The 21,727-nt window shown below is 32.6% G+C and carries 13 protein-coding genes and 1 pseudogene; 4 read left to right on the top strand and 10 right to left on the bottom strand.

Annotated features, from left to right (window positions below; genetic code table 11):
• Nucleotides 1–83: 83 nt before the first annotated feature.
• The 3 genes from ACH2AZ_RS00070 to ACH2AZ_RS00060 form a co-directional block, all read right to left on the bottom strand.
• On the bottom strand, nt 84–5,999 hold the full coding sequence (locus tag ACH2AZ_RS00070) for a DEAD/DEAH box helicase (protein ID WP_394906083.1): 5,916 nt from the start codon (nt 5,997–5,999) through the stop codon (nt 84–86).
• Nucleotides 6,000–6,003: 4 nt separating this feature from the next.
• Nucleotides 6,004–9,033, bottom strand: coding sequence for a hypothetical protein (locus ACH2AZ_RS00065; RefSeq protein ID WP_394906082.1), 3,030 nt, complete (start codon nt 9,031–9,033; stop codon nt 6,004–6,006).
• A 75-nt stretch (nt 9,034–9,108) separates the two neighbouring features.
• Nucleotides 9,109–10,110 carry a helix-turn-helix transcriptional regulator gene (locus ACH2AZ_RS00060; protein WP_394906081.1) on the bottom strand — a complete coding sequence of 334 codons (1,002 nt, stop codon included), beginning with the start codon at nt 10,108–10,110 and terminating at the stop codon, nt 9,109–9,111.
• 190 nt (nt 10,111–10,300) lie between these two features.
• Between ACH2AZ_RS00060 and ACH2AZ_RS00055 the strand changes: the two are divergent.
• Nucleotides 10,301–10,675, top strand: a pseudogene (locus ACH2AZ_RS00055) (integrase core domain-containing protein); the annotation flags it as partial.
• A 123-nt stretch (nt 10,676–10,798) separates the two neighbouring features.
• Here the strand turns inward: ACH2AZ_RS00055 and ACH2AZ_RS00050 are convergent.
• The 5 genes from ACH2AZ_RS00050 to ACH2AZ_RS00030 form a co-directional block, all read right to left on the bottom strand.
• Nucleotides 10,799–11,323 (bottom strand): hypothetical protein, encoded by a 525-nt coding sequence (locus ACH2AZ_RS00050; RefSeq protein WP_394906080.1) that lies wholly within the window; start codon nt 11,321–11,323, stop codon nt 10,799–10,801.
• Nucleotides 11,301–14,693 carry a RecQ family ATP-dependent DNA helicase gene (locus ACH2AZ_RS00045; RefSeq protein WP_394906079.1) on the bottom strand — a complete coding sequence of 1,131 codons (3,393 nt, stop codon included), beginning with the start codon at nt 14,691–14,693 and terminating at the stop codon, nt 11,301–11,303. Before ACH2AZ_RS00045 ends, ACH2AZ_RS00050 begins: the two co-directional genes overlap by 23 nt.
• A gap of 258 nt (nt 14,694–14,951) precedes the next feature.
• Nucleotides 14,952–15,254, bottom strand: a complete 303-nt coding sequence (locus ACH2AZ_RS00040; protein WP_394906078.1) for a hypothetical protein — start codon at nt 15,252–15,254, stop codon at nt 14,952–14,954.
• 197 nt (nt 15,255–15,451) lie between these two features.
• Nucleotides 15,452–16,258, bottom strand: coding sequence for a hypothetical protein (locus ACH2AZ_RS00035; RefSeq protein ID WP_394906077.1), 807 nt, complete (start codon nt 16,256–16,258; stop codon nt 15,452–15,454).
• A 268-nt stretch (nt 16,259–16,526) separates the two neighbouring features.
• A complete protein-coding gene (locus ACH2AZ_RS00030; protein WP_394906076.1) occupies nt 16,527–16,751 on the bottom strand; it encodes a hypothetical protein in 225 nt (74 codons plus the stop codon).
• Between the two features lie 46 nt (nt 16,752–16,797).
• Here ACH2AZ_RS00030 and ACH2AZ_RS00025 point away from each other — a divergent pair, with 46 nt between their 5' ends.
• The 3 genes from ACH2AZ_RS00025 (at nt 16,798) to ACH2AZ_RS00015 (ending at nt 19,454) form a co-directional block, all read left to right on the top strand.
• The gene (locus tag ACH2AZ_RS00025; RefSeq protein WP_394906075.1) at nt 16,798–16,980 is read left to right on the top strand and encodes a hypothetical protein; all 183 of its coding nucleotides are present in this window, start codon (nt 16,798–16,800) and stop codon (nt 16,978–16,980) included.
• A gap of 264 nt (nt 16,981–17,244) precedes the next feature.
• The gene (locus ACH2AZ_RS00020) at nt 17,245–18,759 is read left to right on the top strand and encodes a catalase (protein WP_394906074.1); all 1,515 of its coding nucleotides are present in this window, start codon (nt 17,245–17,247) and stop codon (nt 18,757–18,759) included.
• A 125-nt stretch (nt 18,760–18,884) separates the two neighbouring features.
• On the top strand, nt 18,885–19,454 hold the full coding sequence (locus ACH2AZ_RS00015) for a YceI family protein (protein ID WP_394906073.1): 570 nt from the start codon (nt 18,885–18,887) through the stop codon (nt 19,452–19,454).
• Nucleotides 19,455–20,231: 777 nt separating this feature from the next.
• On the opposite strand, the gene ACH2AZ_RS00010 is transcribed toward ACH2AZ_RS00015, so the two are convergent.
• Together ACH2AZ_RS00010 and ACH2AZ_RS00005 are read right to left on the bottom strand one after the other, a co-directional pair.
• Nucleotides 20,232–20,966, bottom strand: coding sequence for a hypothetical protein (locus ACH2AZ_RS00010; protein WP_394906072.1), 735 nt, complete (start codon nt 20,964–20,966; stop codon nt 20,232–20,234).
• Nucleotides 20,967–21,023: 57 nt separating this feature from the next.
• Complete coding sequence (locus tag ACH2AZ_RS00005) at nt 21,024–21,563, bottom strand: hypothetical protein (RefSeq protein ID WP_394906071.1); 540 nt, start codon at nt 21,561–21,563, stop codon at nt 21,024–21,026.
• Nucleotides 21,564–21,727: the final 164 nt, after the last annotated feature.

Here is a 21,727-nt window from a genome sequence, read left to right as displayed (position 1 = left end):
TTTTATAGTTTTGCTTCTGCGAGAGTTTGAATAATTATACAAATAAAGTAATTTGTTATGCAAACTAAATGCATATATATATTTTAATCTTCAACACTAATATTATAAATGAGGTCGTGAGATACAAATTTTCTTATAGCAAATGACTCATTTCCTCCACATAAGTCTTCGGAGACTAAATATTTGACAGGACTAAGACCGTGCGCTAAACCTGCGTCTACACGAAGAGTGAATATGATTTTATCATTTTTAAATTCAAAATACCTGTAATGTGGTAACTTGTCCACCTTTACAACTTCTGAAGTAAAATCTAATGAGTCATTTAAGCTTGATAGTATATTTTCATAATCATCTATTTTTCGAAAATTATGAATAATATATTCTGGACTTTTATAAGTCTTAAAATCTTTTTCAGATAAATGAATCATCAAATTTGAGAGTTCAATTTTAGCAAGAGTTTTAAACTTATTTACAAATTGCAGTAATAAACGTAAAGCAAATTCACTCTGATTAAACTTATCGTAGTAGGAAACCTCATAAGATTGATTAGTTATTCTAGATAAAAAATCTTTTGCATTATTAAGGTTGGTAATCACTAATTGCGCTAAATCACTACTTTGACTATTTTTTGGGATATTGCCTTTTATTCTAGATTCATAGAGGTTTCCTGCTGTTATCTGCGGCACCACAAAATCAGGATAATGTTTTGTTTTCGCCTTTTCTACTTTAAAAAACTTATCGTTGATATTGTTTGCCCACTCATCGCTCAATGCATCGTAGTTCCCTTTAGAGATATAATGAATATTATCTCCATTATTTAAGCTTACAGTTAAGTGAATTGGGTAGTTCATTACTGCATCTTTAGAACCTTGCTTAAGGTTGAAATTATGATTTAACAAATAGGCAGATAATTTTTCTTGATTATTACTAAATTTAACCATTCCTTCTACCACTAGGTTTACAGTAACACCATCTCTCTTTAACTTCTCAATCCATACAATATCATCTACTTGCCAATCTGAAATTTTATTATTGATATGTATGTTTATTTCTTTGATACCAAGTTGATATCCTACGATATTAATCTCATTTGCAATAGTGCCAAAAACAAAACTTACATTATCACCTTCTGATTGTAGTTCTTGAGGTAATTGATTCTCTAAAGCAAATTGTAACCATTGTATGGCAAGATTACGATCTAAATCCTCTATATGCCACTGGGTGCTTCTGTCTACAAGACATTTTGTACAAGACGTCTGGCAATCACAGTTTTGTAATACATCTAAAGCAAGTTTTAATATTTTTTCTCCATACCATCTGAATTGAGAAGCATAACCAGCACCACCTTTTGCAGTGTCATAAATAAATATGGTTTGATATCCTTTATACTGCTTTATTCCAAAACCTAATTCAGCCTCTTCGATAGCAAGATGCTCAGCGAGCGATTTTGTAAAGATAACACCTAGGGAATATGCTAGTTTTTTATCATTTACGTAGGATTGATCTCTGTTTTTTAATCGTATTTCAGTAAAATCAGTTTTAAATCTGCTTCCTAAAATAATATGTTCTCTAATGTTTTGTGCGGAACATATACTTTCACCACTACTATCTTTACCTCCTCTTAGTCTTCTATGGCCTTCCAATTTTTCTCTAGAAGTCTCTACCTTACCACAATCTAGGCATAAGCTGTAGCCTTCACCGTCACCTGTATTGTAAAATAGTATTTGCGTGTCTTTTTGATTTGCACTAGTTCTGAAATCAATAAAGCGATTTTGATTACTTGTCCAGGGCTCTATATTTAATAAAAGAGGTTCCAGATATTGGGGTTTACTTCTTTCTGAAATCACACGAGTAGGTGTACTATACAAATCAATTGCAAAACCAGCAGGCTCTACCAATTCGGTAAGAGAACCTTTATGATCTCCTAACATCAAACCTTGAAAAACACCGTTATTGCATTTAGGGCAAGTATCACTAGCTTTATGCTCTATATTTATCGTACGCTGATAGCCACAATTTTGACAGCCTTGAATTGCATTTCTATCGGCAGATTTCCCCCAGTTGTTTTTCATTACAATCCCTGAAGACTTATAATTTAAACCGTCTATAAGAATATTGTTACCAGGCGCAAATTCAGTTAATGCTCTAGCGATAGGGTAACTAGGATTAGACTTTAATTTTGGATTCCTACTTTTTAAATCAGACATTGTGATTTTTTCAAAATCAACTATTCCTGTTGGTAAACCTGCATTAGGTAAAAAACTTTCTTCAGCTAAATAGTTTAAAACAAATTTTTGTAAAAATTGACCTTTCCGATAACCAACAGCTTTATAAGCCGGACTAGCATCACCAAATTGTAACTTTAATTCTTCTAACTTTTTGTCATAACCATCTCGCTGCGTCCTGATTCTTTGGAAAACCTGTTTAAAGTTATTTGATACTGTGGCAAGTAATTTTTCTGTATTATAGTCAGCTAGCGGTGTATCCTTAACGATGTTTTCCAGTTGCTTTTTTACAGAAAGAGGGTCAATGCTATCTAGCCAATTCAGAAAACTATGAGCAATGGTTGGTGAATCTCCATAAAAGAACTTTTCAATATTTTCTCTTACATTTAGACCTCTACTTTCATTTTCTTGATGCCTAATAAAAATTCCAAACAAAAGTGAGTTAACGTGTCTCTCTACGATATTTTTACTATCAAAGGCTAATATCGGTGGTGCGATTTTGTGCTCCAATGCCCATTTTGGATTATTCATTGTTCTTAGTCCTATAGGGTTAGGAGCGCAGAACGTTAAAGCTAGTGATTTATTTTCTGAACGACGACCGGCACGCCCTGTCCTTTGCAAATAATTTGCTGGCATAGGTGGAACGTTACTCATTACCACTGCAGAAATACCACCGATATCTACACCCATTTCCATAGTTGTGGAACAGCTCAAGATATTTATTTCACCATTTTCAAATTGAGTTTCTAACTCATTTAGGCGTGTTTTATCCTGTTGGGCAGAGTGCTCTCCTGCTAGGTATAACTTATCATAATCAAAAATACGCTCGTGTAAGTCGTTCCATAACCCCTTGTCTCTGGCTTCTTTACTGTTTTCTTTTAACCAAGCGTTTACCTGATCTTCTGGTATTGCTTCGTTATTCTCATCAAGATGGTATGGATTTGGGAATGTTGGGAATTGATGATTCTTATTCTTATCAGTTTTATAGTTTAAAATGTTACCGGCTTCTAATCTTCCTTTTATTAATGGGGAATACCCTCTGAATACTTTATCAACTAATCGATTTGTTACTGGACAAAGATATTCTTTTCCTGCTATCTCAAACTGAGTACTTTCCAGAAAATCGAGAATAAAACCATCTCCATCTGCTTTGAGAATTTTTTGTTGTAATGTTCTCCATATTTTTTCTAAAAGCTCATTAAGTTGGTCTTCTTTTCTTTCTGTAATATTGCCTCTGTCATGCCATCCTAAACCTGCACAAATCAATAAGACCAATCTTGATTGTGTTATTGACTTAGGATTATAAAGACGCCATTTTTTTGCATTTACTATTTCTGTATTGGATGGATAAATACGTTCTGAGCGATAAAACTTAGAAGTAAATAATCGCATTGAATCATCAAAAGAAAAATTGAAATTATATCTAATAATGTAATCTGCAGCTATTTTAAGAAGCGATTGCCATTCCTCTTTGTTTATCCCCAATTTATTGGCTATTTCTGGAGCGACTACATCGTCTAGTTTTGGGTAAACAATGTTGACTAACCCAAGATTTTCTAAAGATCTTTCTCGAGGGATTCTACGTGCAAATTGATCATATAACAATGCTTTTGCATAGGTTTCATTTTCAGTGATTAAGTTGTTTCCTCTTGCCCCTTTTCTGAAAAGTGTTTTAAAATCGTTTTTTCCTATTATGTGATCAATAATATCTTTCCAAGATGATCTGCTGCCTGATAATGAGCTATCTCCACCGGCTGCTAATAAATTATTAATGTCCTCAATGTCATTTTCAATTTTCTTTTTCATAAAAGCAGGAGCTTCGTCCAACTGCTTTACATACATAGCTCTGGCTTGTAATAATTCGTCATTACTAGCATCAACTTGATTATCTTTCAGCTTTTTAAGTAGATAATGATAAACTTGATAGCGTATCCAATCACTCTCACTATCAATATTAATTAGTGCCGAAATTTTAGCAGTTCCTTGTCTACTATCAGTAAAAGAAATGTATTTCCTACCTTTATAAAGTGTTTTTACGGTTTGTTTATCAATGGTATCGGTTTGATCTAAAACGATGTCTGATAAAATCCTATTTGTAAATGCCGAAGAAATCCTAAAGTGTATCGGATTGCTATTTTGGTTTCCACAGTGAGGACATTGATCATTATCTGTCATTAGAAAGTCTTCACCAGATTGTATTTCATTGTTTTGTTTGATACTGCAGGGAAACAACTCTTGATTTCTATGATTTAAGCCGTTTTCATTTTTAACTAGTCTCACTATGTTCCTGTTTGTAGACTTCTGTAGTTCACCCTCATCTACATCATCCTCATCTACATCAGCTTCTATATTAAAAGCCTCATAACCTACAGTCGCTTTTTGCGTTACTCTATCCGTACCTCTAGCCCCTTTAGATCTTTCACCTTCAAGCATCATATTACCACAACTTCTGCACGAAACAAGCTCAAGCAAAGGATGACCACAAGAACATTTTTTGCCAGCAATGGTGTACATAGTGCCCAATGCTTTGTTCGGTTTTTGATCTTTGTGTTTATCACAATGCACGTTAGTACAAGCATAAACACCTCCAATACCTCTCGTAAAGAAATGACCTCGTACAGGCAAAAGGTTCTCTCCATTCACTTTCTGTTCGGCCAAAGTGTCGATAACTGAAAGTTGATCTAATTTTTCTGTTATTCCTAGATGGTTCCCTATTTCACTTTGAGTAATACCATTTTTGAGTAAAAATTGCTCTCTCAATAATCTGATATTGCTCTGCGATAATTTTTCAGATATATGAGGTATATCTTTATCGGCAATTTGATTTTTATCACGGTTACCAGAGATTACCTCTATTTGGTTTACAGAAATACCGCACAAATCCGACATAAATTTCTTCAAGGTTTCTTTATTTCCAGCACCTACAGTTGCAGAAGTAATTGCAAATCTTAAATCATTAATATCTACCTCGAAAGCAGCCACTACACGTCTTATAAGTAGAGCCATTTCGGCAGCTTTAGAACCTGTTAGTGTATGGGCCTCGTCTAATAAAATCCATCTCAATGAACCTTTCGATTTTTCGAGAATTGGTACGTCTGCGTTACGCACCAGCATATACTCAAGCATCGTAGGATTAGTAAAAAGTATTTGAGGCGGTGTTTCTCTTATTTGTTCTCTAGAGATTAGTTCTGGGAGTGCTTTATTCTTTTTCTTCTTGCTATTTTCTTTATTTGGGGTGTCACCAGTTAATAAGGCATAATTTACACCCTCCAGTGCAGAACACCAAGCATGCATTCGCTTCCTTTGACTAGAAATTAAGGCATTTAATGGGTACAAGAAAATAGCGTTGACTCCTTGTTTATTCTTACAATTTTGATGGATATCTTGTAGTACAGGTAGCATGAAACATTCTGTTTTACCAGATCCTGTACCTGTTGTGACTGCAATTGATTTATTTTTATTGAGCAACATTCTCCAGCTCTTAATCTGATGTTTGTATGGATGTCTATCTTTTGGAAATTGAAAATCTTTATCTCTAATAGAAGATAATGCTTTAATAAACTCTTCTTGAAAAACAGTCGAAGTCTCACCAAATGTTAGTTTATCCTGTTCCCAAGGAAACGTGTTTTGAAAAACAGCATCGGCCATAATAGGTTCTTGAGATAAAAGGAATTTAAAATAATCCTGCATCTCCTTATCGCCTGTAGCCCATAGGGACAAGATAGCATCAGTTAATCTGTTTTCTGTTTTCTGGTAAAAATTTCTGAAATTCATTGTATTAGCTTCTTGTTAAGGCGTGTAATAAGGTTTTGTTGTAAAAATCTGGTTTAAGATATTGGCAGTATTGGATATTACGCCTAATTACTTCGCGTTTTTCACCACCACCCCAAATCGGATACTCTTGTTGTATGTTATTTATAGATTCTGCAACAGCTATAGGAGATTGAATAAGTAATTTTACCTGATTGTGATCTTCAATTTGAATATTATAATCTTTAGATATTTTTGGATTATTACGAGGTAATTCATTTTGAACCTGAACTGATAACTGACTCCTTAAATCTAATATATGACTATTTAAAATAGTTGATTCTTGTGTTAAGGGAAGATTTATCAGTAACATAAAGACTTGGAATAATCCTAACTCATCAAAATATTCAGCTAATACGCCTTTACATTTTTCTAATTCTTTTGAATTGTAATGCCTTTCCATACTCACCAGTGCCATCTTCCAAGCCTCTTTTGAGATCCAATGAAAACAGAAGCCTAGGTCTTTTTCTAATTCAGGAATTATGTTTTGTAAATAATTACTGTAATCATAAAGATTTGGGATCAAAAATAAAAAGGCTTTGGCTGCTATTTCAGGACACCTTGAAATTGCTCTTAACTGATCAAATGTAGAATAAGGAAGATCAAATTGCAGACAAACATGAAAATAATATTTGGTTTGTAACCATATATCATCTCTATAACTAGTCATTGATAGCTCTTTGTGAAAATTATCTATACGCTCCTTAGCATCTATTGGTAGAACTTTTTTATTTGTTTTTACAAAACGTGGCATTAACTGATTACCTTCCTTTTTTGAAGAAATGATAATGAATTGGTTTAAAATGGCGGTTTCAGGAATAGTGTAAACGTCTTCATTACACGAAAGCGGAATAATATCTATATCCTCAGCTCTACAATTAACTGGTACAGCAAAGAGATCTAAATCAGGCTTACAACCAAATAAAGTAACTTTACGTTTAAGTTCATACGTAATATCCAACGTGTGACTAAACCCAGAAATCTCATATATCTTTTTGTTATTACCCTCAGACAACTCAAGGCATACTTTATTTCTATAATCCATCGCATCGGCTAAATAAAAAAGTCTTACGATTTCATCTTTAAAGCTGATTACAGGTTGAACGGACTCGTTTATAATCTTTGTAATCTTAACATCATTTTTCAAACTATTTTTGATAGTTAAAGTAGTCTCTTGATTTCTAGTACTCAAAATTCTCATCCCGTAAAGATTTGCAAGGGATAGTTTCTGTTCTTCTAAAATTATATGGCCCGCACTATTAGTAATAGCCATACCTTGAAAAGGAGATTGTAAGTCAAAGTATAATTTCTTTTTGCCTGCTTCACCTATGGAGCCTTTTACAGTTTTGGGTATGGTTGAGTGTTCAGTCTTTATTTTTAATTCATAATCATTATTTATTTCTCTTATTTTGACAATGTTTGTTTCATTAAGCTCACAAGTGAAATAGTGGAGGTTTTCAAATGTGATAGATGCAGAATGAATAGATTGCGCTTTATATTTAACTTTTAGATTACCAATGTTAAAAAATGTATCGTAAGCTACCAGGTCACCTTTTACTATCTTTATGTCAAAGCAACCTGTTTTGATATATTTAAGAGTATTAATATCATCCCAAAGATCTTTAGATTTATGTTTACGTAAATAAACTTTGAAATGATTTCTTTGGATATCGTATCCATTTTCATCAAAAACTAGAACCCTCGGGATGGACTTAACAACTGGTAAGTTTGCTTTTACCATCCAATTAGGTTTCTGTGACTGTATTAACCAGTCGAATGATTCTACATCAGTAAGAAAAATACGTTCTTCTCTTAAGTCTACAGAATTTATTTTAATCTCACCTTCAAAAGGCATCCATAGAAATGAATTTGAATACAATGTAATTTTTGAAGTAGGGTGATTAGGCGACCAATTATCAGGAAGCAGAACGGCAGCATCTTTAGTAGGCACTGAATTTCCTTTCATTAATCGCCATTCATTATCGTTAAATCTGCTCCATAAACTAGGTTCTTCTAGATTGGGTAGTACTTGAATAAAATCAGACACCTCAATTTTTTCATCATCAGAAATAACATAAGTGTATGGAATGCCATCAGAAATTTGCCATTCATTGTTTTGTTGATGGTACCAATCTGTCTTATAATTATTGTTAACCATTCTACGGAATACACAAATTAGATTGTCATCCAGGTATAACTGATATTCTTTCTTATTTACTGCAAATCCTAAAATACCTTGTAAAGCTTCACCCGTATAAGTATCGGCAAGACCTACCCTTAGGCTGATTTTATAATCGTTATTTTTAAAACTAAGTAGCCAGTAATTTTTAGGTTTTGATTGTCTCTTTTTTTTTGAAATTATTGATTTTTTTACTTTAAGAGATTTTGAAATCTCCTTCAATGTATCTTCCGATTCCAGCAATTTATCAAACTCTCCGTCATTGTTTAGAATAGACTTAACAATTTCCAGGCAGTTCTCGTAAACCACATCATTTTGGCTAGATTTAGGTAGTAAGTTTATGATATGTGATTTGAACATAAAATCCTCTATACTTGAAGGTTGTTCTTCTAAAACTGCTTCTAAGAAATCTTTATATTTTCCTTGATTTTCTGAAATGTGCTTAAGCGGAAGTCCTCCTTGTAAGAGAAGGGTTTTAAATCGAAGCGTATTTTGTTTTTTAATCCATTTAACATTTAGCATAGAGGCCCCTTTCTTCGCTAGCCTATAAAACTCATCTGATGTCAGTTGAAATTTTATATTCCCTTTTAAAGATTCAAAAATTTCGTTTTTACTCGGTTTTCCACCATCATAATTTCGTTTCCACCATTCGGCATAGAAAAAAGTTGCATCTCTAGGGTCACAAGAGTAGATTGTTGCGTACCTTAAGTGATCTAATAAACTAATATAATCTTCATCAGACAAAAAGTAGCGCCAGAGTGGTCTACCATCATGTTTTTGAAGATTTTTCTTGGCAATAATATGTTGGAAGAAGCTCATAATTATGGTTTAAAACTTGAGTACTTGATAAATGTTAAACAAAAATAATTTTAAACTATGCAGCAGTTGTGCGTACTAATAATTATTTTTCATTTGATATATTTTTTCTTTTATCTTTATCGTTACAATTTCTGGACTTAAAACGACTACCTCAGCACCGAATGATAACAGGGTTTGATATAACTCGAAATTAGGAATGACTTCAATCTGGATTGTTCGATTAGTTGGGTCTGATTTTATTGTTTTTTGGGTACCGTGTATGGGTTTTGTATGTACATAATTTATTGTCTTTTCTGAGAAACGCAGTTGTATTTTAACAGGTTCTTGTCCCTCTGGCTTTGTAACACCAATAATTTCATCAAAATAATCTAACCAATTGATCTCTGTAGGTCTGTAATCATTGCCCGTTTCTTCTATTTTATTTATGCGGTCTAGAGAATAGGTTGAAATTGTTGGGTAATCCTCTGTTTTACACAATAGAAACCAGCGGTTATTGTATTGCTTTAAGTGATAAGGATGAACAACAAATGAGCTTGGATCTTTCTCATATGGTTGATATTCAATAAGAGCTGTTTTTTGCTTTACAATGAGATTAAACAAAACACCTATCCATTTTGCTCCTACTAAATCGGGATTGCTTTGATAATCGACAATGTTTTCTTTCCCTTGTTCTACCAATTCAAAAGCTTGCTCCATGCGCGGTATAAATTCTTCTAACCATTTGAATTCAGCTCTGTGTTTATAGCGCGATAAGATGGTGAGCGTTGAGCTCAGCTGTTCTTTATCAAGTTGGTTTAAGGGGTGTTTAGAGATAGAGAAATTTTTATCTTTATACCGTAGAACTTTTTTCTTGCCGTCTTTTAAACCTTCTGCTAACTCAATATTAAAACCATCGAGGGATTCCATAAACTTAATGTCGTCTTGGAGTTGACGGTGTTTAATACCATCATAACCATGATCAAATAATATTTGGTTAACTTCTTTTAATATCGAGTAATATGTATGCCTTCGCTGAAAATTGCTTAAACATTTATCAATCACATTGTAGCGTAGTTGGGCGTTTTTGTTTGTGGACATGAGTCAGTTTAGCTCTAAATTTAGTTTTGTGATTTCAAAAGAATTTGTTAGGGTCTTAAAGATGTGGTAATGCTCTAAGATTAATCACTATTTAGAACCAAATATAAGTATTTTGATTGGTCATTTATAATTAAAGTTATATAGGATTGGTGACTTTAGGTTGCGGGATTTAGGTGCAGGCACTAGGTTTTGGGTACTCAACCATTTAATCAACAAAAAAAGGAAGCCCAAGAGGATACGTATTGACAACGACTCAGAGTTTATCACACACATAACAAATGAATGGAGTCAAATGCACGATATAGAATTTAAATATATCCAACCTGGAAAACCGACCCAAAACGCTTTTGTAGAGCGCTTCAACGGCTCGTATAGAAGAGGACTGCTAAACAAGTATATTTTTGAAAACCTAGATTAGGTACGAAAGCAAACTAAAATTTGGATGGAGGATTACAACCATAAAAGACCACACGATAGCTTAGGTAAAATCCCGCCTGTAAAATACGCAAAACTTAATTCCTCTTGGGCTAGCCGAAGAGGAATTAAAAAACAAATAAAAATGTAATTTTGGAAAACTAAGCAGTTCTAATTAGGGGAAGCTTACAATACTTTTCTTCAATTTTGGCTTTTGAGAATTGCAAACCCCGAATCAAAATCGGTACAAGTTGTGTATGGCTTTTAGCGTTGGCTATTTCAAGTAAAGTCCAATTCCTAAACCTATTCCGATAGCAATTAAAACAAAAACTAAAATTTTCAATGTTTTCAATTCTTTAGATTGTAATTCAAACCGTTCTTTTATTTTACCTTCCATTGTGCTAAAATTAGAGTTCAAAGTATTTTCAAATGCACGCTGTATTTGAGTTCCTTCGTTTCTAATTTCAACTTGAATGTCTGATTTATGCTTGTCAAGTCTTGTTATGAGTGTTGCGTCAAGCTCTTTTTGAAAAGATTTATTGTCTTTATAAATTTCTCCAATTTTCTGCTCAAGAAATTTATTCGCAACTTTTAGTTGTTCTGTGTTTTCTTCTGTTTTCTTTTTAATAACGGCACTTACAGAGTTTAAGCTTTTATTATTTTCTTCAATTAACTCTAAGTTTCGACTTATATTCGATTGAAGTGTGCTTATTTCTGAATAAACATCTGTAAAATCTTTTAGTTGCTTGGAGTTATGTTCCAATTCATTAACAACACTATCCAATTTTTCTAAATCCATATTCTATATTTTTATTAATGCTTTTAAGTCTGTTGTTGTAATGGATGAGCATAGTTTCGGTATCTCCTAATTCTTTAGCAAATCTTAATTTTTCTTCTTCTGTTTTACTGAATTTATACAAGAATTTCAACAATATAATTTTTCCTTTTTGGTTTATTCTTTTTGATATTTCAAGAATTTGGTCAACAATATAGTCAAACTTCGATTCTTCGTAGATTGAAATAGTATCAAATGCTTTTGAAAATCGTTGCTCTTCAATTTTATTAAATGACTCTTCTAATAGTAAGATGGTTAATCCATTTATAAGATTTAAACCTGTATTTGTTTGAAAACTTTCCAAAAAACGCTGAAGGTTTCCTGCTAAGTCAATTAAATCGTCTTTTCTTATAAAATTGTTGTTTTCGTCATAAAAAACTTCAAACCACTTCGAGAAATCTTTATTGTTGTTTTCTGCTATGTGCTGTAAAATATAAGTGGCTTCGGTAAATTTAAAATATGCTTCTAATGACTTTTTAAAAGCTTCCTTTCCCTGATGGGTATCCTCATATTTTAAGCAGTTTTCATATACATTCTTTAAAGACTCTCTTCTATTTGCACCAAACTTATCATAAGACCATTGTAATAAAACTTTTACATAACGTTTAAATACTGGTAATTCATTGTCGTTTAAAATATTTGTGTATTTGATTCTATCAGAATGATTATCAAATTCAAAGTCGTCAACATACTTTTTAATAAATTTAAGTAGAGTGGACTTTATACTTTCTTCCGAGAAAGTATTGTACGTCACAGTAAAAACTCCATTAAAAAAATCGTCAACAGTCCAATCAGCTATAACACCTAAATTTGACAATCGGTAAATTGCTTTTTCAACTTTTGTTTTGTTTGAAGCTAAATTTCTTGCATAAACAACTTTAGAAACTCCTGATTCCGAATAAGTATTATGAAGTTGTGCTACAAGTTCTAATTCTTTAGATATTGAATCTAATCCATTTTGATACAAGAATATTTGACGAAATACATCTTGACCATCCCATTTTACTTTCTCCGTTAATGATTGGATTTCTTCGTAAGTTGATTCTGGGTTAAAAATAGTTTCAACATCCGTTTCAGGTTTTTCTTCTGTTAACAGAACATAGCATTTTGCTTTACTTTTATCTCTTCCCGCTCTTCCTGCTTCTTGGTAAAGCGATTCCATTGAAGCTGGCATTCCATAATGCACAGTAAAACCTATATTCTTTTTATTTATTCCCATACCAAAAGCTTTGGTCGCTGTTAGCAATGTGAACTTGTTTTGTTTGTATTCGTCTTGAACTTTTACTTTGTACGTTTCAAAGTCTAAGTCGTTCTTATAATTTTTTGGTTTTGAACCTGAATAGAATTTTACAGGAACGTTAAAGTTAGATGTAAGTTTATTTGATAAGTCAAAACAACCATTTCCACCATTTACAAAAGGTGTAAATATTAAACCACACTTAGGGTTGTCAGAATCAGAATCAAAAAAATTATCTTCTTCAATATGATTTTCAATAATAGTAGTTACTTCTTGATATTTTCTTCCATTATCATTTATAACTACGAATTCTAATTCTGGTCGAGTATAATCAGTTAAGGTTTTTACATTTTTTTGGTCAGTATTAAATTCTAATTGAATATCCTTTAGAACATTAACTGATGCAGTTGCAGTTAATCCTAAAAAATTAATTGAAGGACAGTATTTTTTTATGGTGTTTGAAAGATTTAAATAAGATGTTCTAAAATCGTGTCCCCATTCTGATAAACAATGTACTTCATCTATTACTGCATAAGAAAAATTTAATTGTGAATTAATAGCAGTTAATCTTTCTCTGAAATCCTTTGTTTGAAATCTTTCTGGTGAAATAAAAACAAAGAAATATTTACCATTACCATAGTTATCTAATATTTCTGTTCTTTCTGCCCCTATCGTATCGCTGTTTATTGACTCAATATTTTGAATGTATGCTTGGTCAAGGTCTTTTATTTGGTCGTACATTAACGATTTTATTGGGCAAACAACAAAACTTATACAAGGCTGTAAAAGACAAGCAAGTTGATAGGTTAAAGATTTTCCACCACCTGTTGGAAGTAAACCTATTGTTGTGTTGTTCTCTAAAATATTCTGAATTATCGAGATTTGACCATTGTTAAACTTATCGTACCCAAATATGTTTTTGAGAAAAAACTCTAAGTTTTCTAGGTCATCAGATTCATCATTAAAAAGTAATTTGTATTTGAATTTTTTAGAAGTACTAAGTTTAAAATAATTGATTCGGTCTAGTTTGTTTTTATTCCGATTATGAAAAAGGTCTAAATAATCGGTTCTAACATAGATTACATCTGCATTAAGTGAATTTTCGTCAGTCCAACGTTCAAAAAGGCTAAAATCTATCTTTATGCAATTTTCGTCATTGAAATTTTGAACATTTTTAATCTCAAATTGCGGTTCGTTAAATGTTATTTTTTGCAATTTTAGTAAATGATGAAGCCATTCAAAAACATCTTCTATTGCGTGGTTTTCATAACCATTTATGTCTTGGTTTTTAACTTCAAATAGCCATTTGTCATCATCAAGATTTAATAATCCACTTTCTAGTAATTCAAGAAGTAGGATTTGAAATCGAATTGTTGCCGTAGGCAATAATTTTGTTTTTTTTATTTCTTCTGGAATCTCAGCGAAGCTGAGATTAAAATTGTTTTTATATAAATTTAGAAATCTTGAATGTGTGTCTAGCTGGTTTTTTATTTCTTCAATTTTCTCAAAATAAGTTTTATTTCTCGCTTCAAAATCGAAAGTGTCTATCCTAATTGTTTTTATTTTAGATAAGGCTAAATGACTGTCTCGACCCTCATCTTTGATTCTGTTAGGGTCTAGCTTGTGCTGTTGCCCGTCTATTTCAATTACCAAGTTTGCTTGAGGTAAGAAAAAATCAACACATTGGTGTCTGAAATTTTCGTCATCTCTTTGCGTAATTTGATTAATTTCAATTTCAGGTACTATTAGTTGTTTGATAAATTCGTACTCTGATAAATCTTGACTTATTCTTTCTACTAAAAATGTTCTTGCAGGAAAGTAATTATTCTCTTCATCTCCTCTTATAGTGTTATTCCATTTTAGATTTGATTGATTTATAAGAACAAATGGTTTTTTAAAGTGTTCGGTTTCCTTGTGTATTGAACCATAAATACTTTGTAAATATTGACTCATCAAAGTAGGTTTACCTCTTTGAATTAAATTTTTGATTATTAGTATTGCGGATAAAAATTCCGATTCTTTTCTTGAACTATTTAGATTTTGAATAACGAAATTATGGTTGGTGAAGGAGTAGTTAGCGGAATATTTTTTCATCATTCGTTTTAGTTCATTTCGTATTTCGAACGTTGGCCAGAAACAGCTCTTTTGATTTTTTATAGCGTTGGCTTTTGAGTCGGCAAAAGCCAAATGTGCTGTTTGTGCGGTTGCCTTGTTAGCTTGCCTAAAATTTGTTAAATCAATTCAAATTTACACTTTTGATACCATTTTTTACTGGATGTAGTGCAGCAGCATTGCTGGTGAAGCCTACAATAGAAGCTGTACCGGTCGCACGAACACTTAGTTCATTATGTCAGGTTATTTTTTTCTTCCAATTTTATTAATAATTTCGGCTATGTTTTTGTTTCTTTCCGTTTGGAAATCTCCTTCTTCAAATCCTATAAGTATACTCATTGCTCTATGATTTTTAAGTCGACTATGATTTAATAAAATTTTTTCCTTGTTATTTATAAACTCAATTGCACTATCATCACTTAGGTGGAAGTTATCAATTTGAATTAAACACCAAACAATATAATTTATGTCTTTTTGAATTATTTCTTTAATGGTTCTTCCTTTATATTTTCCGAAGTTGAGAATATCGTCTAATTTGTAATTCATTTGATTTTCATATAAAAATTAAAATTGTTCAAATTTAATATGCCTTATTCTGTAACGTTAAGTTTTTGAATTTAGAATTGCTTTATTTAATTACCTACAACGGCTCTAGGTCTAGTTTGTTGCGTGAAAATACGGGAGGATTTTCTGAGGGTAAAGTCAGCAGCAATGAAATATAGCCAGTGTAGTGTTCAGTTATTTTATGGTTCAACTTCTTCCTTGGAAACCAAGTTTTCATTGCCATCAACAACATTATATGTTAGTTTAAAACATTTACCTGTGTCATCATCTCTTTCCATTCGCACAATCTTTGTAAGTAAAAACCTATCATTGCTTAGGCTGTAAGTTTTGTAAGTATCAAAGCAAATTCCTCCAGAACCATAAAGAACTAACTCTTTATTCTCTTTATCCAATTTTGTCATAAAATCAATTTCACTAAATGGTTCTTGATTGGTTATTTGGTACAAATCTGGCTCTAATTCTCCATACTTAAACGAATAAGCATTGTAAGCATCTCCAAACCTTTGTCCTTGGTTGGCTTTTATTAGAATAAGCTCTTTATTTCCGTCAAAGTCCAAATCCACAAAAACAAATGGAACATCAATGGATTCAAAACCTTCTTCTCCAATATCCGGCTCATTGTAGGCAAGAGAAACATTTTTTTTGTTAATTCCCACTACTTTGTCTTCGCTGATTTTTAAGTCAACAGTTTTGGTTGGTAAAGCAAAATAATTATTGGTTAAAGTAAATTCCGATTCACTGTTTTTAAATTCGAGTATTGCTGGACCAACAGCATTATCAAATCGAATTGTTTTAGGTTTCCAAATTACATTTACGTCATAACCATTAACTTTTTGATTGTAGGTTATCTTTACAAAGTCACTTTCAACGCTTTCAGTTTGTTCTATTTTCGTCAGTTGATTTGTTTCTGATTTTTCAGATTTCGCATTACAACTTGACATTAAAAGTGTTGTAAAAAGTAATGATGTTAAAAGTTTTCTGTTCATTTCGTTTATTTGGTTTTAATTGTACACAACTGGCTACATCAACTCAAGAATACACTTTTAAAACCATTTTTTAACGGATATGGCGTAGCAAGGTTGTTGTGCGAAAATCTAGCAGGTTCGTCAATAGTTTATCGAGGCTGACTTAAATTTTAAGTCAAAAAGAACACGCTATAATCGGGTACCAGTAAGAGCATTTTGTTTGTATTCGTAAAAATATATAACTTTTTAGAAATATGTTACTATTTATAGGGAATTTTATTAAATATCATTAGGTTTTATGTTTATTTAAGAAGCAGGTGATATCGTTTTCGAGGTCTTGTTTTAAATATGCTGTTGGCTCCCCTACCCCTGGGAATGGTGATTTCACAAAGCTGAAATCAAGTATTTTCTGGTAAATGAAATGCTCTCCTAAAAAACGAACTAAGTGTTCATAAATTTGATTGATAAGGCTTGCTGTATCTTGGATAAAGACATATTCTGGACAGTATATCATTACGGCATAACGTCTTGATTCTTCACAGAATTCATTTATAAAATAGGTGAGTTTACTGAACTGGAATTTTATATTATTTGTTTTGATGCTAATGGAGTCGTTTTTAATATCATCTGCTGTGCTATCGGCTTCTTCAACGGCTGTAATTGCGAGTACTTCTACCTTGTGGTATTTAATGCAGCAGGGCTATACTAGTTACTATAAATATTGGGTATGCTCTGGTAAATAAATTTGCGCGTTTACCTAACTAACGGTAATGGGCAAATCTTTTTCTATAAAAACTATTGTCTTTACACACTGTAATTACTCTATTAACCTACCTCAAAATTTTACTGTGTTTCAAAAACATAAAACGTTCAAGCCTGAATATTGAATTGAATATCCAAAACATAGCATTTTAAAACCTAAAAGGGTTTAAAACTGATTTATGTCAGTTAAAAAGTTTAGGGATTTTCGTAACTTCATTCGCTAAAGCAATCTTAAAACTAAAGTAATGGATAAGAAAAAACCTAAATTAACTAGGCAAACAGGAGCTCCTGTTCCAGATAATCAAAATGTACAAACAGCTGGGCCACGTGGCCCCATGTTAATGCAGGATGCTTGGTTTCTTGAAAAAATGGCAAACTTCGACAGAGAAGTTATTCCAGAAAGACGAATGCACGCGAAAGGTTCAGGTGCCTTTGGAACCTTTACAGTTACACACGATATCACACAGTACACAAAAGCTGACATCTTTAGCGAAGTAGGAAAAAAAACAGAAATGTTTAGCCGTTTCTCCACAGTTGCTGGAGAAAGAGGGGCAGCAGATGCCGAAAGAGATATTAGAGGATTTGCACTTAAGTTTTATACCGATGAAGGAATTTGGGATTTGGTTGGAAATAATACCCCCGTGTTTTTCTTCCGTGACCCGATGAAATTCCCAGATTTGAACCACGCCGTAAAACGCGACCCTAAAACCAATATGCGGGATGCTAACAACAACTGGGATTTTTGGACTTTACTTCCTGAAGCTTTACATCAGGTTACTATAATTATGAGCGATCGTGGTATTCCAAGAGGATACAGACATATGCACGGATTTGGAAGCCACACCTATAGTCTTATCAACAAAGACAATAAAAGACATTGGGTGAAATTCCATTTCGTAACCCAACAAGGTATCGAAAACCTATCCGATGAAGAAGCGGCAAAAGTTGTAGGTATGGACAGGGAATCTTCTCAGAGAGACTTATTCGATGCCATTGAAAATAAAAACTTCCCAAAATGGAAGATGTATATTCAAGTAATGACGGAGGAAGAAGCAAAAACTTACCGTTTCCATCCATTCGACTTAACGAAAGTTTGGTCTAAAAAGGACTTCCCTTTAATTCCTGTAGGAGAATTTGAGCTAAATAGAAACCCAGAAAACTACTTCCAAGATGTAGAGCAAGCAGCTTTCAATCCGACGAATATTGTTCCAGGAATTGGCTTCTCTCCAGATAAAATGCTTCAAGGAAGATTGTTTTCATATGGAGATGCACAACGCTATAGACTTGGCGTAAACCACTATCAGATTCCGGTAAACAAACCTACTTGCCCTTACCACTCTTATCATAGAGATGGAGCGATGCGAGTAGATGGTAATTACGGTGCAACAAAACACTACGAACCAAACAGCTATGGCGAATGGCAAGAACAACCTCACCCTCAAGAACCGCCTTTAGAATTGAGTGGTGATGCTTACGCTCATAACTTTAGAGATGATGATGAAGATTACTTCACCCAACCTGGGGATTTATTCCGCATTATTAAAGCCGACGGAAAAGCTGACATGTTATTTAAAAATACGGCTGCTCAAGTTGGTGGTGCCGAGAAGTTTATTCAAATACGACATATCAGGAATTGCTATAAAGCCGATCCAGAATATGGCGAAGGTGTAGCAAAAGCACTAGGTTTATCAATGGACGAGGTGAATAACTTCGATATGACACCTTATAACAAATGGGCACCAAGACCAAGTAATGGATAGTGCTTTTTAATATATAATAGCAATAAAAGCAAATGCCATAAATGGTCGAAACTCGATTATTTATGGCATTTATGTTAACTTTAAATATTTCACTAACATTTAATAACTTTTAAAATTTAGATACTATGAAAAAAATTATGTCATTAGTTGCAATTGTATTCTTTACAATAACTTCATTTGCACAAACACAATGGAAGGTAGATCCTTATCACTCCTCGTTAAACTTTAATATTTCCCATTCAGGAATTAGTATTGTAAACGGAAGCTTTTTAGAATACACAGGAAACTTAACCACGGAAGGAGAAGCTTTAAATAATGCAAACTTCGATTTTACTGTAAAAGCAAACAGTATAAACACCAATGTAAAAGATAGAGACAATCATTTGAGAAGTGCTGATTTTTTTGAGGTAGAGAAATACCCTAATATGACTTTTAAAAGCACTAAAATTTTAGCTACTGGAAAGCCAGACAAATATTTGTTGTATGGTAAATTAACCATTAAAGACGTTACTAAAGATGTGATTTTTGACGTGCATTATGGAGGATCTGTTAAGAGTGATAAAGGTGAAAAATTAGGTATGAAAGCTAAAACCACCATTAATAGATTTGACTACAACATCAATTTTGATCCAGCTGCTGCGGGTGTTGGAAAAGACGTAACTATTGTTGTTCACTTGCAATTTGCAAAACAATAATTATGAAAAATTCACCAAAAGACGTAGTCGAAAAAATGTTTGAAGCCTTTAATGAAGGTGATGTAGAAAAATTTGTAGGCACGGTTTCCGAGGACTGTATTATACTGAAATAGGTTGACCTTTTTTACGGTCTTTTTTGGTTGATTAACTACTACTTTTAGATAGTAAGTTCAGGTAAATTCACATTATATTTTCGATAGGATCTGTATTTGATCGTTGGATTTTTGTGGACTTCAGCTGGCTTTCTTAAATCCAAACTAAAATGTGATCTTAGGTTATTGTAAATATACACTGTTTGTGCTGTCATTTTCTGCGCAAATTTGGAGTTTTTAATCATTTGTTTTAATCGATATTCATATTTAAGAGTCTTGTTAATTCACTCTGCAACTGCGTTTTCATAAGGGTCATACTGTTCGGTCATACTCATAATAATAATGAAAAACGATTCTATAGGACGTAATAGAATGCTACACCCAAAATCAAGAATAACTACCAAAGATGGTAGCCATAAAGGATTCAATATTCAAGAAGGGGTAATATATAAACACTTTGAATATACTAAGCCTAGCGATAAGACAAGAAGTGTGTTTAACCTTCCCTAAAAGAGCAGCACAGCAATAGATTAATCCCCATAGTACCAAGCGACAAACAGCCGGATTAATCAACACGGCGTTCATGTTAGGCTCCCGAAAAAAGAAGTCGGGACAAGCTGTACCGGCCACACAGCTTGCCCCGATTTTTCATTGGGGAACGCTTAGTTATTGTACACCGTTATTTTTAGATTAAATGTTCAGATATAATTTCGCAAAGTCTTTCTGTCCATACAAATCCAGTAGATGACATATTAAGCACAAACCATCCTAAACCAACAGACATATAAAGATGTTTTCTAGTATGTTCAACTTTGTTTAAATCGGTTTCTTTCCAATTTTTCAGCGCATTAATATCAGATGTTGGAAGTTTTTCTATAATGAATGAAATTCTCCAAAATTCATCACGTGATATTATCTCATTTCCAAAAAGACATATTGCTTTTCCTATTAATTTAGCTTTAGATTTTGTTTCTAAATTGTCAATTATAGAAATTAATTTTTCTCCAGCTTCTGATTGATATTTGTCGTCTTCAAGCTTATTTATAATTTCTTCTCTTTGCTTTAGAGTTAGCCTGGACGATTCGTTTAAAAAATGAAGAAGTTTTGTAATAAATCTATAATCGCGTATTGCAATTCCAGTTTTCCAAAATCCAGTAGCAACATTTATAACTGGAATTTCCTTTAAAAGACCATCTGCTAGTATTCTATCAACTCCGATTTCAAGAATATCTTTTCCAATATTAGTCAAATCAGAACTTGAAATTGTTTCAATTAATGAATTCGATAATTCTTTATTTTCTTCTTTTTCTTTGCTCAATTTTGTTTTTTCTAATGGTGTACAACGTCTCGCGCATAACGAAAGTGGCGAGCTAAAATGCGCAAGTTTTTCGGTTAAACTTATACTTTTATAAAAATACACAAAACTCTCGTTTTAGCTCTAAATTCGCCATTTTTGTTATGCGCTGTTGGCACCAGTTTAATTTAATTTGAATTCCCACTTAAATTCGTTCATTATGAATTCTTCAAGAGCAGTAAATTTAGTCGCTTCTTCATTTTTATTTGGAAAGTCAGTATTAAAAGTGAACTGGTGATATTTCCCATCTTTTTTTTGCTCTATAACATAGAAAGAAAAAGGCTGGTGTAAAGCAGGAGAAAATTTTTCTTGTGATTCATATTGAAATAAGTTTAAAGAATCTACTGTTTGTAAAAACTTAGCAATACCACTCAAAGGTTTTTGTTCTTCCTGAGTCAGAAATTTTCTTTTCCCATTTTTTGTTAGACCGATTTCAATCAGTTCAGAGTGTTCACTAAAATTTTTGCCTTTAGATACCGTAATTATTCTATCTATTGATGTTCCATTATTTATCCATATCCGAACTATATTATCCGCATCACTATTTTGAATAGGAAAAAGCCTTTCTCCCGAATAACCATAATTTCTAAATGGCATAATCTGCTCTCTTACTGTCGAACAAGAAACAGAAATGAATATTAATAGTATAATTAGCTTTCTCAAGATGTGTTTTGTTTTAATTGGTGCCAACGGCAGTCAGTCTCAAAACTACCAATTAATGCTCTTAAAAATACTATTTTTCTGATTTTTATGAAATTTATCGATGAATCAATATTTTTTGAAAATGATTTTTAGGGGCGTAAAAACAGTTTAAAATGAGTGCTAGT

Source organism: uncultured Mesonia sp. (assembly GCA_947499595.1).
GTDB classification, from domain to species: Bacteria; Bacteroidota; Bacteroidia; order Flavobacteriales; family Flavobacteriaceae; genus Mesonia; species Mesonia sediminis.
This window is presented reverse-complemented; position numbering and strand designations above follow the sequence as displayed.

Excerpts from the sequence above, each read along its gene's own strand:
- ACH2AZ_RS00070 (WP_394906083.1), bottom strand. The coding sequence starts at position 5,999 with ATGAATTTCAGAAATTTTTACCAGAAAACAGAAAACAGATTAACTGAT.
- ACH2AZ_RS00065 (WP_394906082.1), bottom strand. The coding sequence starts at position 9,033 with ATGAGCTTCTTCCAACATATTATTGCCAAGAAAAATCTTCAAAAACAT.
- ACH2AZ_RS00060 (WP_394906081.1), bottom strand. The coding sequence starts at position 10,110 with ATGTCCACAAACAAAAACGCCCAACTACGCTACAATGTGATTGATAAA.
- ACH2AZ_RS00050 (WP_394906080.1), bottom strand. The coding sequence starts at position 11,323 with ATGGATTTAGAAAAATTGGATAGTGTTGTTAATGAATTGGAACATAAC.
- ACH2AZ_RS00045 (WP_394906079.1), bottom strand. The coding sequence starts at position 14,693 with ATGATGAAAAAATATTCCGCTAACTACTCCTTCACCAACCATAATTTC.
- ACH2AZ_RS00040 (WP_394906078.1), bottom strand. The coding sequence starts at position 15,254 with ATGAATTACAAATTAGACGATATTCTCAACTTCGGAAAATATAAAGGA.
- ACH2AZ_RS00035 (WP_394906077.1), bottom strand. The coding sequence starts at position 16,258 with ATGAACAGAAAACTTTTAACATCATTACTTTTTACAACACTTTTAATG.
- ACH2AZ_RS00030 (WP_394906076.1), bottom strand. The coding sequence starts at position 16,751 with ATGATATACTGTCCAGAATATGTCTTTATCCAAGATACAGCAAGCCTT.
- ACH2AZ_RS00020 (WP_394906074.1), top strand. The coding sequence starts at position 17,245 with ATGGATAAGAAAAAACCTAAATTAACTAGGCAAACAGGAGCTCCTGTT.
- ACH2AZ_RS00015 (WP_394906073.1), top strand. The coding sequence starts at position 18,885 with ATGAAAAAAATTATGTCATTAGTTGCAATTGTATTCTTTACAATAACT.